We start from the raw sequence: 14548 nt of genomic DNA on the forward strand, positions 1-14548 counted from the left end.
GACCTGCGGCCTGCGCTGTGCAAAAGCACAAAGACAGCCGCGCCGTGCTCCCCGAGACTCGTCAGGGCAAGCGCCGACACAGGCGAAGCGGCGACAATCATAACAACAGAGATCACGATCATGGCACACACCCCTGCCCCTGACCAAGGCCACGAAGTCACTCGCAATGCGCTGTATCGGCGGATCACGCTGCGGCTGATCCCGTTCATTTTCATCTGCTACCTGTTCAACTACCTGGACCGCGTCAACGTCGGCTTTGCCAAGCTGCAGATGCTCGACGCGCTGAAATTCAGCGAAACCGTCTACGGCCTCGGCGCCGGGATCTTCTTCATCGGCTACGTCCTGTGTGGCCTGCCCAGCAACCTGGCGCTCAACCGCTTTGGCCCTCGGCGCTGGATTGCGCTGATGATGATCGCCTGGGGTAGCCTCTCGACCTGCCTGCTGTTCGTCACTACACCAACCGAGTTCTACGCCCTGCGCCTGCTCACCGGCGCCGCCGAGGCCGGTTTCTTCCCTGGCGTGGTGCTGTACCTCTCGCGCTGGTTCCCGGCTGATCGCCGCGGCCGGATCATGGCCCTGTTCATGTCTGCGATCCCCGTCTCCGGCCTGCTCGGTGGGCCGTTCTCCGGCTGGATCCTGCAGCACTTCGCCGCCGGCCAGCACGGCCTGGCAGGTTGGCAGTGGATGTTCCTGATTCAGGGTCTGCCGACCGTGGCACTCGGTTTCCTCGCGATGAAACTGCTCAGCGACGGTTACCAGAAGGCCCCCTGGCTGAGCCCGGCCGAACGCCAGATCATCGCCACCGACCTTGAAGCCGATGCGGCGAGCAAGCCGGCCACGCGCAGCGACGGCGTGCTGCCGGTGCTGACCAACCCGCTGATCTGGACCTTTGGATTTGTCTACTTCTGCATCCAGAGCGGTGTTTACGCGATCAACTTCTGGCTACCCTCGATCATCAAGGGCATGGGCTTTGACAACCCACTGCTGATCGGCTGGCTGAGCGCTATTCCGTACCTGCTGGCCGGGGTGTTCATGATTGTCGTTGGCCGCTCGGCTGACCTGCGCAATGAACGCCGCTGGCACTTGGTGGTGCCGATGCTGATGGGCGCGCTCGGCTTGCTGATCGCGGTGAACTTCGCCGGCAACCCCGTCATCGCGATCCTCGGCCTGTCGATTGCGACCATGGGTGCGCTGACCGGTCTGCCGATGTTCTGGCCCATGCCAACTGCGCTGCTCAGTGTCGGTACTGCTGTGGCGGGCCTGGCGGTAATCAACTCGGTCGGGCAGATGGCTGGCTTCCTCAGCCCGTACCTGGTGGGCTTTATCAAGGACCAGACCGGCTCGACCGATGCCGCGCTGTACTCGCTGGCCGGTCTGATCGTGTTGGGCAGCCTGGTGGCACTGCGCGCGACCCGCGCCGGGGCGCTGACTGCGGCACGAGCTGGCTGAAAGAGACGTTTTACCCGCTACACCGCCAGGGCCGCGTTGCGGCCCTTTCCGGCCAGAATGCGGCGCATATCCTGTAGGAGCGGGCTTGTCCCGCGAAGAGGTCAGTGCATCCCCCGCCGCAACCAGCTATGGTTTCCCTCTAGCCCGGCATTCGCACCGGCCCCAGACAACAATAATACGGGGAGCGCCCATGTCTGCGCACACCGCCGATACCCGCGCCAGAGAACTGGCCGCCTTCATCGACTGCCACTTCGCCGAACGTGGCCTTGCGCCCGAGACGGTAATCGCCGAGTCGTGGTATCGCAGCATCAACCAACACCACCTTGACCCCAGCCTGCGCCATGTCGACAACGTCCTCAGCGCCGCCGAGATCCGCCAGCACCAGGCCCAGCACGAGGCCTACCTGAGCATTGCCGGGCAAGGCGTCAACGGCCTCGCCCGGCGGGTGGTCGATGCCGGCTTCGCGGTGCTGCTCAGTGACGCCGACGGCATCACCCTGGACGCGCGCCTGCCCGCCGATCATGAGCGTTACTCGCGGGCCGGGCTGATCGTCGGCGCCCGCTGGGATGAGTCGATCGCCGGTACCAACGGCATCGGCACTGCCCTGGCTTCGGCGCAAGCGCTGACCATCCACCGCCAGGAGCACTTCCTCGCCGCCAATGCCCGCCTGAGCTGCTCGGTGTCGCCCATCTTCGACGCCCAGAACCAGTTGCTCGGCTGCCTGAACGCCACCTGCCTGCACAACGAAGGCCCCAAACAGGCCCAGCACCTGACCCTGCACCTGGTCACCCTGTACGCCCGGCTGATCGAGAACACCCACTTCCGCCAGCGCTACCGTGACCGCCTGACGCTGGCCCTGAAGCCGCGTGACGACATCACTGACCTGGCCAACGAACAACTGCTCGCACTCGACGAAAGCGGCCGGGTGATCGGCGCCAACCGCGCGGCGTTTTTGACCTGCGCAGGCGGTCTGCTGGGCCAGCGCATCGAGCAACTGCTGCCGGCATCGATCGACGAACTGCTTGACCTGACTCGCGGTGGCGCGCGCGGAACACAACTGCGGGCGCTTGCCAGCGAGCACATCATCGAGGTGGGCCTGCGGGTGCCGGCCGGCTACGGCCTGCGTCCGCCACCCGCCCCGGCGCCCTGCGCGCCGATCCACCCCGGTTTGGATCAGTTGGCCGGTAGCGATGCGCAACTGCAACAAAGCGTGCGGCGCCTGCGCAAGGTGCTCGACAAGGACATCTGTATCCTGATCACCGGCGAAACAGGCACGGGCAAGGAGGCTTTCGCCCGCGCCGTACACCAGGCCAGCCGGCGCCATGCCGGCCCCTTCGTCGCGCTCAACTGCGCGGCGATTCCCGAGTCGCTGATCGAAAGCGAGCTGTTCGGCTATCGCAGCGGCAGCTTCACCGGTGCCAACCGCAAAGGCATGAAGGGCAAGCTGGAACTGGCCAACGGCGGCACGTTGTTTCTCGACGAGATCGGCGACATGCCCGCCCACCTGCAGACCCGCCTGCTGCGCGTGCTGGCCGAGCGCGAGTTGCAGCCGCTGGGTGCCGAAACGCCGGTGGCAGTTGATATCCAGGTGGTGTCAGCGACGCACCAGGACCTGGCGTCGATGATCGCCGACAAGCGCTTTCGCGAGGACCTGTACTACCGCCTGTGCGGTATGCGCCTGCATTTGCCGGCGCTGCGCGAGCGGTCCGACCGCAGTCAACTCATCGAGCGACTGCTTGCTGGCATACCGCAGGCGGCGTCGCTGCGCTTGAGTGAGGGTGCGCGGCGCTGCCTGGAGCAGCATCCGTGGCCAGGCAATGTCCGCCAGTTGCTCAGCAGCCTGCGCTATGCGGTGGCATTGGCTGAGGATGGGCTGATTGATAGCGATTGCCTGCCTGAGGAGCTGGTTGCCAGCCAAGGCAAGCGCCTGCTTGGCCAACCGTTGCGGCTGGACGATCAGGTCGATGATGCCGAAGCGCGGCATCTGCTCAGCGTGCTGCGTCGAGAGCACTGGAACATCAGTGCAGCGGCCGAGTCGGCAGGCATCTCGCGCTCGACCCTGTACCGCAAGATGAAGCGGCACGGGATCGTGCAGCCGAACCTGACCGATTGACCCATGCTATTGGGGCTGCTGCGCAGCCCTTTCCGACCGGTCCGGCGCCCCGGCAAGGCCGCTCCCACAGCGCCAGCCTTGAGGCATGCGCGGACTTTGTGGGAGCGGCCTTGTGTCGCGATGGGCCGCAAAGCGGCCCGGGCACTCTCAAGTGAACAACCTTAGGGCATGCCCCGCGACTGCCGCTACCTAGCCCTGGATATACACCACCTGCGTGCGGGTGTACTCATACAACCCATGCTTGCCATCCGCCCCGCCGATCCCTGACTTGCGCGCGCCGGAATGGAAGCCCTGCATGGCCTCGAAGTTTTCCCGGTTGATATACGTCTCGCCAAAATCGATCTCACGGCAAGCCTTGAACGCCGCATTCAGGTTGCCGGTATAGATCGACGAGGTCAGGCCATACTCACTGTCGTTGGCCAGCGCGATCCCTTCATCCAGGTCATCGATCACCTGAATCGGCAACACAGGCCCGAAGATCTCCTTGCGCATGATCTCCATGTCCGCCGAGCAACCGGCGAGCACCGTCGGTTGGTAATGGAACCCGGCCCCGAGGTCAGCCACCTGCCCGCCCGTTACCACTTGGGCGCCCTGCCCAACCGCCGTGCGCACCATCTGCGCAACCTTGTCCAGGCCCGCGCGGTTGATCAGCGGCCCCATGTCCAGATCCGCTTGCCTGGAAGGATCACCAAAACGCGTCGCGGCCATGGCCTGGGCGACCTTGTCGATGAACGCGTCAGCTACTTTGCGCTCGACGTAGACCCGCTCGGCACAGTTGCACACCTGGCCAGTGTTGATCACCCGCGAGGCAACGATGGCGCGCACGGCGAGGTCCAGATCGGCGTCGGCAAGGACAATCGCCGGCGCCTTGCCGCCCAGTTCCAGGTTGAGCTTGGTAATGTTCGGCGCCGCGGCAGCCATGATCCGCGCACCGGTGGCGACGCTGCCGGTGAAGCTGACCAGGTCGATGCCGGCATGGCTCGACAGCCCGTGGCCGACACTTGCGCCGCTACCACCGACCACGTTGAACACACCTGCTGGCAGGTCGGTCTCGGCCACCAGCTTGGCGAATTCATAGCAGTTGATCGGCGTCTCTTCGCTGGGCTTGATGACGATGGTGTTGCCCGTGATCAACGCCGGGGCCATCTTGCGCGCGATCAAGAAGAACGGGAAGTTCCACGGCAGAATCCCCGCCACCACGCCCAAGGGCTTGCGCATCAGAAAGATATGCTCGTTGGCGCGGTCGCTGGTCAGCACCTCGCCCTCCAGGCGCCGCGCCCACTCGGCCATGTAGTCCAGGTAATCGGCCGTGAAGTTCACCTCGACCTGGGCCAGCCCGGCAACCTTGCCCTGCTCCTGGGTAATGATCCGTGCCAGCCGATCAGCGTTGGCCCGCACTTTGTTGGCGATCTGGCGCAAATAGCCCGCACGCTCGATGGCCGGCTTGGCGGCCCAGCCCTTCTGCGCCTTGCGTGCCGCAGCAATCGCCTGTTCGACCTGGTCGGCGGGCGATTCGGGCACCCTGCCGAGCAATTCGGCATTGGCCGGGTTGAACACGTCGATCAGTTGCTCACTGGCCACAAAACGGTTGTCGATGTAGTTCTGGTAAATGGCGTCATGCATGGTCGTGTCACTCCTTGGGGGTGTTGTCGGCGAGTGGCGAAACGGCAGCGGGCTTGGCGCTGAAGCGCTGCCAGGCATTGCCTTCGCTCTGCAGGTCGTGGGCGCGCTTGATCAGGTACTGGTGCACCTGCTCGACCTGCTCCGGTTTGAGCGCATCAGCGAACGACGGCATGCCATCAGGCACCCGGCCGCCATAAAGGATGCCGAGGAACATCTGGTGCTTGTCCGAAGTCAGCTTGCGCAGGTCGGGCAGGACGCCGCCGCTGACGGCATGGATGCCGTGGCACTGCGCGCAGTTACCGTCATACAGGGCAGCACCAGCGGCCACGGTTTGCGCATCGGCGGTCAGTGCCGGTGGCTTGGGTGCATCCGCCGGCGGTGGCGGCTCGCGCAGGGTGGCGTTGCCGCCGATCTTGTAGGTCAGCACCTGCGAGAACGGCTGCACTCCGGCACGCAGCGACAAGGCCCCGGCAAAGGTTGAGAACGCCCCGCCCCAGCCCGCCATGAACGTCACGTACTGCTCACCGTCGACCGAGTAGGTGATCGGCGCCGCCATCACACCGCTGGCTGCCGGCGATTCCCAGAGCTTCTTGCCGGTGTCGGCGGCGTAGGCGATCACCCGGCCATCGGCGCTGCCTTCGAATACCAGGTTACCCGCCGTGCTCAGCGTGCCGCCGTTGAAGATGGTGATATACGGCACTTCCCAGGCCGGCGCCTGCTTGACCGGGTCCCAGGCAATCAGCTTGCCCGACCAGGTCTTGGCCATGTCGAACAGGCCATCCGGCCCTTCCGGCATCATCCCGGTGCGCAGGCCCAGCTGGTACACGCTCTTGAACGGATTGCGCTTGGGCGCCTCGGGAATATGCTCGTAGTAGGCCGACATGATGTGCGCCGGGATATACACCAGCCCGGTGTTGGGGTTGTATGACATCGGGTGCCAGTCATGCGCGCCCCAGAAGGCCGGCGTTACCAGCTTGCGCTTGCCGTCTTTCCAGTAAGCGGCCGCCTCGTCATCAAAGATCGGCCGGCCGGTCTTCATGTCGATGCCCTTGGCCCAATTGACCGGGACGATGTTCTTCGCCGACAACAGCTCACCGGTGGCCCGGTCCAGCACATAGAAGAAGCCGTTTTTCGGCGCCTGCATCAGCACCTTGCGCTGCTTGCCGTTGATCGGCAGCTCGGCCAGGATCATGTGCTGGGTCGCGGTGAAGTCCCAGGCATCGCCGGGCGTGGTCTGGTAGTGCCAGGCGTATTCGCCGGTGTCGGCGTTGATCGCGACGATGGACGACAGGAACAGGTTGTCGCCCTTGGCCTGGCTGCGCCATTTCGGGTCCCAGGTCGAGCCGTTGCCGACACCGATGTACAGCAGGTTGAGCTCCGGGTCGTAGGCAAACGAATCCCACGCCGTGCCGCCCCCGCCTTGCTCGACAAAGGCGTCGCCGTGCCAGGTCTTGCTGGCGATCTCCATGGCCTTGTCTTCAGGTGGCAGCTTGGGGTCGCCGGGCACGGTGAAGAAGCGCCAGGCTTGCTTGCCGGTTTCGGCGTCATAGGCGGTGACATAGCCACGTACGCCGAACTCGGCGCCGCCGTTGCCGATCACCACCTTGCCGTTGACCACCCGCGGCGCACCGGTGATGGTGTAGCTGCGTGTGTCATCGCTGCGTGTGTCCACCGACCACACGCGTTTGCCGGTCTTGGCATCGATCGCTTCCAGGCGGCCGTCCAGCACCCCCACATAGACCTTGCCCTGCCACACCGCCACACCACGGTTGACCGCATCACAGCAGGCCTCGCCGGCGCGGTGGCGGTCTGATTGCGGGTCATACTTCCACAGCAGCTTGCCGTTGCGCGCATCCAGCGCGTAGACCACCGAGAACGGCCCGGTGGTGTACATCACCCCGTCGACCACGATCGGCGTGGCTTCGACGCCGCGATCCAGATCGAGTTTGTAGCTCCAGGCCAAGCCCAGCTGATTGACGTTGGCGTCGGTGATGGTCTTGAGCGGGCTGTAGCGTTGCTCATCGTAGGTACGCCCGTGGCTCATCCAGTTGCCCGGTTCCTTGTCGGCTTCGATGATGCGCTTGCCATCGACTTCGGCGGCATGGATCGGGGTCAGGCAGGCCAAGGCCAGGATGGCGCAGCCTGCGGTTCTCATCAGGGCGGTCGGCAGGGGCCGGCGGTGCGGGCCTGAGTGGGTCATCGGCGGATCTCCGTTATTGTTATGGGTGTGCCTGTAACGGAGAGAGCAACGCTTGTGCCAACGGCTGTATGCCTGGCTAAAACGGCGTGCTAGAGGGCTTTACGGTAAAGAGGGGGTGTCCCGCCGCAGCTGCGCCTGATGCAGCAACAGGACAGTTGGCGCAGGAATGACACAGGTGTGTCAGTGCCAGCGCTGAGGAAACTCCAGAGTGAGCATGCCCAGCTCGTGGGAGCGACCTTGCCGGGGCGCCGGACCGGTCGGAAAGGGCCGCAGCGCGGCCCCAGATCGTCAGCCAGCACGACCATATCTACGCCGCACGACACGCTTGAACGCCCAACACCCACCAATAGACGTCGCGATAAAGCCAACCGCCAGCGAGCTTGGCAGCGAGGCCTCGACCACCGCCAGAAGACCGCTGAGCAACCCGCCCAACGCGAACAATAGGGTGTTGTTGAGCGCCGCTGCTGCGCCCGCACGCTGCGAGTGCAAATCCATCGCACAGGTAGTGGCGACTGCGCGGGTGATGGTGGTTCCCGCAGTGCAGATCACCATCGGCAACATCACCCCGGCCACCGTCAGCCCGCTGAAGTGAACCCACCCCAGCATCACCAGCCCAGCGCAGCCGATCAACATCAGCCCGAGGCTGATTTGGGCATGGCTCGCGAGCTTGCCATTCAAGGCGCTGGCAAGCACGCCACCCAGCAGGTAAGCCATACCGTAGCCGATAAAGACCATTGAAAAAGCGTAAGTGGACAGGCCCAAGCGGTCCATGAACAGCAAGGGTGAGATGACGATGAATGAGAAGTGGCAGGCGAAGGCCAACGCCGAAAGCAGCGAATAAGTCATGAACGCGGAGTCATTCAACAGTGCCCAGTAACTCCGCAGTGGGTTGCTGGGGTGCTGCGGCAGCGGCGCTTCGTTGAGTAGCATCACCGACAGCAAAAATACCCCTGCCGCCAAGCCAATGAACAACTGAAAACTCCCCTGCCAGCCCAACAGCGCCTGCAACACGCTCCCTGCCAGCGGCGAAAGTGAGATGAACAGTCCGCTGGCAGTGGTCAGGAGAATCCGCACGGCCGTGCGTTGTTGGTTGCGAAAAAGGTCTTGAACCAGCGCTTGGCTGAGCACGAAGCAACCACAACCCGCCGCCTGCAGCAGCCGGAAGTAAATGAATGAAGCGTAAGTCTCGGCAAGCGCGCAGCCTACCGCGCCTGCCGCCGCCGTAATCAAACCCAGCAGTAACAGACGCTTGCGACCTACACGATCCGATACCGGTCCAATCAGGCACTGCGATACCGCAACACCGACCGCGAACAAGCTGACCGACCAAGCGATGTCGGCGCTCTGCACTGCAAACTCGGCAGAGAGTGCCGGGAATGACGGGAGGATGACGTCGAGAGGAAAGACGCCCAAGAGGCTCATCAGCAAGAGCAGTGTGATAATCAGGCGTTGGAAGCTTCGTATAGAAGAAATGATCAAGGGATCAGTCCTACTTCCCTGAATAAGCGCCGGTGGTGTGCATTCGCGAGAAGATCAGTTCGCTGTATTGCGTGTAAGGTAAAGGACGCAACGGACGGACCTCGTGCAGAAGCAGTACATTCGAGTGCTGCCAAAATATCCTTGCAGAGTTCAGGCTCATCACTAAGGACGTTTTGTAAAAACAGGGCATCAGGTCGGCAGAAAATGGGAATGATTTCGCATAGGGCTTGGGCAACGTACAATTTTTCGGTTGCATTTAGCTTAGGTATGATTCTGGCAAAGCAGCCTGCAAAAAAAATTGAGTGACGACCTTCATCGTTCAAGTGATCACGCAGCATGTTGAATATGGGGCTAACCAACTGCTCTCGGGTCAGCATTGAAAGCTCCTTAGTAATAATGGTTTCTGACACGAAGGCGATCAAGAACTCAGTGATTTCGCGAAAGTTCACTGGAGCTTGAGCAATATATTGGTGCAGGCGCGCAGCTCGCATCGGCTGAGTACGTTCAAGACAGTAATGCTCGGCAACCTGATCGGCGATTTGCCTTGAAAACAAAGCGTGATAACCTTCATCGGTATAGAGCATCAATGCGGCTCTGTGATCAGAGCGTGTAAAATTTTGTGAGATCCCGCCATGCGTCATCAAAGCTATAGCGTTGTTGACGACAGTGAGCTCAAGCTCAGTTGTGTAGTCAAGAAAGTGAACCAGATGACTCACATGAATAATCAAGCGTCTCGCCGAAGGTTGCCGCTGAATTTCTTCAAGCGCTAAGGCAGCATTTAATGCGGGTGGGAACCAGCGATCGGGAACAGGGTCAGCAAGGTCTTCAGTCGTCAAGTGATAATCGTCGGGGCGAGAGCGAACAGCACTGGTGGTGTGCCAATTACGAAATAGCTGTTCGCCTCGGTTAAGTTTCCTCTCCATCGTGAGATACCCCTCTCAGGTCCGCGGCTCAATCAAAATATTGACTAGCGAAGCTGGGGTGATAGACCCGCAACTGTGCCCTGCACCCACAAAAAAAAGAACACTTTCCGGTGAGGATGCAACTCTTAATAGAGGATCGACCCTGTCTTCATTGATTGCACCCGTTAGCCATGTCTGCAATCCTTGGTCGGTAGCCGCAAGCTGAAAGGTCTGCGCGACATGCCCGACCTCTATAAATGCCATGCGATAAGCGCGGGAATGTGGATATTTCCACCAGAGCTTATCAAACCGGGAGCAGAGAAATATCCCCATGGGTAAATCATTGGCAAAATGTTGCCCTGATAGCAAACTCCCCAGTTCAGGCAGCGCCCCCTCATGCAGATGTAAAGTGTGATGATATGGATCGTAGTAATAAATACCCCGTTCAAGGCCGGTGATGTTATTGGCATAGAGGTAGCCCTCCGTCGCATTAAGTCCTCCACCGGACGGACTCGCGCGCCGATAACTCAGATTCGCTGGCAGTCCACTATTCTCGCAGGCCCGGCGTGACGCTAAAAAACCCAGTGTGTAGTGAAGTAGCTTAGTGACCACTTCAAGATCGACAGCTTGATCGAGAAAATTTCTGACTGTCTGACGGCGCTCCAAGACTTCCTCTAACCCTGTCACAGCTTGAATGGATTTCAAGGAAATTCCCTTGCCCTTGTACCGAGTGTGGTTCTCGTACGGCGAGGGCCGACGCCAGACTTCATCGCAATGGGCTATATAGCACTCCGCCCAAGCTTGCTCGCTGTCGGGCGTGTTATCCGAAGGAATATTACGAGTACCTTGGTGAAATATTCGAGAAAGAATATCCCACCCCCAGCCCGGAGTAACTGAACGCTTTGATAAACTGAAAACTTTTAATCCTACATAATCGCGATCAATGGAATTCTGCAGGTCCACACCCTTGTTTCCGTACAGAATCTCAATCAACCGAGTCGCATATTTCTCGCTCAACTCATACTGTCGATGAGCATCGTAATCCCAAACAATCAGGCCGCTCTCACCGATCAAAATAAAGAAATTATTATTTATCATAATGCACACTCTGCGTTTGACTAAGGCGCAGGCCGGCTCTGCGCCTCAGCGGTTAGTGCAGTGAGTTAAGTACGCTTCACAAGGTGAGCGAGATTGGCGATCATGGTGGATTCAAGTTTAACTTCTTTCATTTCTATTCTCCTCGAATGCCGCTGAATTGCGACACCTCCAGTATTGTCCAGCGGAGGTGACACCACAAGCAAATACAGGGTAAGAAACTTCCCACATACAAGAAGGAAAAATCCATGCTTAGGGCAAAAGATAAACAGTGTGTTTAACGCCGGCTATTTAAGCTATCCAGTTGCGCCTCCGCTCTAAAAGGCGACCACTTGCATACCCTTGATTTTTTTGGCGACTTTCGAGTTCTGCCCGCACGCCACATCGCGAGAGAGCACTATCGCCGCACCGCCACTACTACATTTGTGGCACGTTCAATGGCGTGTGAAAGAGATGTTACCAACCTCTTCACACAGCGACAGTTCGGAGGGGGCTTAAGAGGTAGACTGCGATCGTCGCCGTACTAAAAAATCGGTCTTTCAAGGACGACGCGGTGCAACAAATTTAGGGGCTGCGGTGCGTCGATACTATTTATCCGCGATGCTCCGCACGGCTGGCGCTCGATCTCAAGGCAGCAAACAGATCAACCAGCATGCAACTAGCTGCCTTGACGCGGGTAATCGGCCAGCCACTTTCAAATCCCGAGCGACCTGTGTACAAAAGTCCAATCCCCTCCAGCACGCAAAGGACCTTCCGCATGCTCTACCGCCCCCTCGGCCAAAGCGGCCTTCAGGTATCCGCCCTCACCCTCGGCAGCATGATGTTCGGTGAGCAGACCAGCACCGAAGATTCGCTGCGCATCATCGACAAGGCCTGGGACCAGGGCATCAATTTCGTCGACACCGCCGACGTTTACAACAGCGGGCGTTCGGAGGAGGTTGTCGGTGAGGCGGTGGCCCGCCATCGGCAAGACTGGATCGTCGCCTCCAAGGGCGGCTTTGGTCCGGCGGACGGCCTGCCGAACCGCAGTGGGCTGTCGCGCAAACACCTGTTCAATGCCATCGAGGCAACCCTGTCGCGCATGGGAACCGACTACCTGGACATCTACTACCTGCACCGCGAGGACCACAAGACACCTCTGGACGAGACCGTGCGGGCGATCGGCGACCTGCTCCAACAGGGCAAGATCCGTTACTGGGGGGTGTCCAACTTCCGTGGCTGGCGCATCGCCGAGATCTGCAACGTGGCCGAACGCCTTGGCGTGCCCAAGCCGGTGGTAAGCCAGCCGCTGTACAACATCGTCAACCGCCAGGCGGAACCCGAGCAACTGACCGCCGCGGCTTACCACGGCCTGGGCGTGGTGCCATTCAGCCCGTTGGCCCGCGGCGTGTTGAGCGGCAAGTACGCGCCGGGTGCCGAGCCGGATGCTGGCAGCCGGGCCGGGCGTCAGGACAAGCGCATCCTGGAGGTGGAGTGGCGCCAAGAGTCGCTGGCCATTGCCCGCAAGATTCAGGCGTACACCGAGGCCAAAGGCGTGGGCATCGTCGAGTTTGCCATTGCCTGGGTGCTGAACAACCGGCTGGTCAGTTCGGCCATCGTCGGACCGCGGACCGAGGCGCAGTGGGATACCTATGCGGGAGCCCTGCAGGTGAAGGTCAGCGCTGAGGACGAAGCGTACATTGATTCACTGGTGACGCCGGGGCATGCGTCGACGCCCGGGTTCAATGATGTAGGGCATTTCGTCACCGGGCGCATCGCACGCTGAGTCAGCCTTGGCTCGCTGCTACAGGGCCCTTTAGTTCAGCCCTTGCAAGCCCTTGATCACCAGCAGGTGCAACGGATAGAACGCATAGCCCCAGCGTCCTGCACGCGGCACCCACCGGTGCTGCTGACGCGCCACCTGCAGCCCCAGGGGAATGGCCATCGCAGCGGTAAGCAGGACCATCAGGGCGAACGGCTGCAGCGGGTGCTCACGCAACCAACTGTTAGTCAGGTTACCCGCCACCGCCAGCAGGCATGGCAGCAACCAGGCCCCACGACCACGATGCAGAGCCAACACGATCGCCGCCGGCAGCAGCACCCCCGGCAGGCCATACATCAAATGATCAGCGAACAGCGCTGCAGCCACGCCCGCCGCCACCGCGAGCGCGCGCGCTGGCCGTTGGCGGTGATGCACGCCCCAGGCGACCAGCAGGCCGAGGACCAGGGTCGGGATCACGTTGAGCGTCTGCGAGCCGTTATCGAGCCAGCGATACGGCCCTTCGGAAAGTAGCGAGAACACCACCAGCCAGCCCAGGTAACGGCCACTGCCGGGCCCGGGCCACACGTCGGGGGCGCTACGCCGTACGTTCAAGGCAAGCGCCAGACAAAACAGCGGAAAGGCCAGGCGACCGACAATGAACAGACCGTCCGCGCTCGGCCACAGAAACCGCAAGTGGTCGGCGACCATGGTCACGATCGCCAGCCACTTGACCAGGTCCTGACCGGCCGAGCGCATGCTCAGTGCCGGGTCTCGGCTGAGCGCTGGTGCAAGTACTTTGCGGTCCACTCGGCCAGCGGTAGCGGCGGCTGTTGGTCAAGGATGCGCTGCCAGATCAAGCCCAGGTCATGCATATTGAACATCGAGTTGGCTGCAGTACCGGACCAGGCGCTGGGAGTACCGACAATCCACTGCCCTTGCCCGTCGCGGCTGGCCATCTGGAAACGGAAGGTATAGTTGCCGGGGATGCCCATGCGCAGATCAGTCACCACCAGCGCATCGCCGACCACGTCATAGCGCAGCCAGTCTCCGGTAAACCAGCGCAGGCGCTCATGCAACGCAGCGCTCGCCAGCGGTTTCGCCAGCTCGAGGTTGAGCGACTGGCGGAGCATTTCTGGCGGCTGATGATCAAACAGACTGCTGACGCCCTCGTAGTAATAGCCGTCGGCGGTTTTTGCCATCACCCGCCAGACCAGGCTATTGAAGGCAATGGGCACGGCGCGAACTTCACTGACGGCGATACCCTGCTGGTCCAGTGCGGCTTGCAAGCGATCCTCCGCCACCATCCGGCTACCCAGGCCGAACCCCAGGTAGGCGGTGCTGAACAGCAGGGCTGCGCTCATCAGCGGTATTGCCCTGCCGGTCATGCCCTTGATCAGCGCAAAGATCACCGAAGCCAGTAATGGCAGGGTGTAGACCGGGTCGATGATGAACACCGCTGCCCAGCTTTCTGGAGTCAAGGGCAGTGGCCAGAACAACTGCGTGCCGTAGACCGTGAAGGCATCGAGCACGGGATGGGTGATCAGCACCAGCCAGAAAGCCAGAAACAGCCTCGGCCAGGTGTAGCCCTTGTCCGGCCAGCGCCTCTGCCCGAGCCAGGCCACCAGCCAGGCGAGCAGCAAGGCCACGCCGGTAAGGACGAAGATGGAGTGAGAGAAGCCGCGGTGGTAGGTCATCGACGACACCGGATCGGCGTAGCGGATGATCACGTCGAGGTCAGGCAGGGTGCCGAGGGCGGCGCCGTAAAGCAATGAACGGCGGCCCTGGATGCGCCCCAGCACGGTGCCCTGAAGGGCAGCACCGAGGACGGCTTGGGTGATTGAGTCCAAGGGAGAGGGTTCCAGAGAGTGAGTCTGGGCACGCTACCCTTATCAGCCGTTGCAGTGCAAATCAGGGGTTGGCGTATTGCCCCCCCGACGAGCCCCGCA

General features: G+C 61.4%; 10 protein-coding genes. 3 read left to right on the forward strand and 7 right to left on the reverse strand.

What is annotated here, in order from left to right:
* Positions 1-120: 120 nt before the first annotated feature.
* Positions 121-1449 (forward strand): MFS transporter, encoded by a 1329-nt coding sequence (locus tag J3B00_RS16330; protein ID WP_209868735.1) that lies wholly within the window; start codon positions 121-123, stop codon positions 1447-1449.
* A gap of 190 nt (positions 1450-1639) precedes the next feature.
* Positions 1640-3562, forward strand: a complete 1923-nt coding sequence (locus J3B00_RS16335) for a sigma-54-dependent Fis family transcriptional regulator (RefSeq protein ID WP_209868737.1) — start codon at positions 1640-1642, stop codon at positions 3560-3562.
* A 189-nt stretch (positions 3563-3751) separates the two neighbouring features.
* Here the strand turns inward: J3B00_RS16335 and aldA are convergent, their stop codons facing one another.
* From aldA to J3B00_RS16360, 5 genes are all read right to left on the reverse strand, one after another.
* Positions 3752-5185, reverse strand: coding sequence for an aldehyde dehydrogenase (aldA, locus tag J3B00_RS16340; RefSeq protein ID WP_209868739.1), 1434 nt, complete (start codon positions 5183-5185; stop codon positions 3752-3754).
* 7 nt (positions 5186-5192) lie between these two features.
* The gene (locus tag J3B00_RS16345) at positions 5193-7340 is read right to left on the reverse strand and encodes a PQQ-dependent dehydrogenase, methanol/ethanol family (RefSeq protein WP_245362834.1); all 2148 of its coding nucleotides are present in this window, start codon (positions 7338-7340) and stop codon (positions 5193-5195) included.
* Positions 7341-7673: 333 nt separating this feature from the next.
* On the reverse strand, positions 7674-8807 hold the full coding sequence (locus J3B00_RS16350; protein ID WP_209874929.1) for an MFS transporter: 1134 nt from the start codon (positions 8805-8807) through the stop codon (positions 7674-7676).
* 53 nt (positions 8808-8860) lie between these two features.
* A complete protein-coding gene (locus J3B00_RS16355) occupies positions 8861-9787 on the reverse strand; it encodes a diiron oxygenase (protein WP_209868742.1) in 927 nt (308 codons plus the stop codon).
* Positions 9788-9802: 15 nt separating this feature from the next.
* A complete protein-coding gene (locus J3B00_RS16360) occupies positions 9803-10864 on the reverse strand; it encodes a SagB family peptide dehydrogenase (protein ID WP_209868745.1) in 1062 nt (353 codons plus the stop codon).
* Between the two features lie 754 nt (positions 10865-11618).
* Between J3B00_RS16360 and J3B00_RS16365 the strand changes: the two genes are divergently transcribed.
* Positions 11619-12626 (forward strand): aldo/keto reductase, encoded by a 1008-nt coding sequence (locus J3B00_RS16365; protein ID WP_209868747.1) that lies wholly within the window; start codon positions 11619-11621, stop codon positions 12624-12626.
* A 30-nt stretch (positions 12627-12656) separates the two neighbouring features.
* Here J3B00_RS16365 and J3B00_RS16370 read toward each other — a convergent pair whose 3' ends face one another.
* On the reverse strand, positions 12657-13358 hold the full coding sequence (locus tag J3B00_RS16370; protein ID WP_209868749.1) for a TraX family protein: 702 nt from the start codon (positions 13356-13358) through the stop codon (positions 12657-12659).
* A gap of 2 nt (positions 13359-13360) precedes the next feature.
* A complete protein-coding gene (locus tag J3B00_RS16375) occupies positions 13361-14449 on the reverse strand; it encodes a metal-dependent hydrolase (RefSeq protein ID WP_209868752.1) in 1089 nt (362 codons plus the stop codon).
* Positions 14450-14548: the final 99 nt, after the last annotated feature.

The organism is Pseudomonas sp. BP8, assembly GCF_017875955.1.
Lineage (GTDB): Bacteria > Pseudomonadota > Gammaproteobacteria > Pseudomonadales > Pseudomonadaceae > Aquipseudomonas.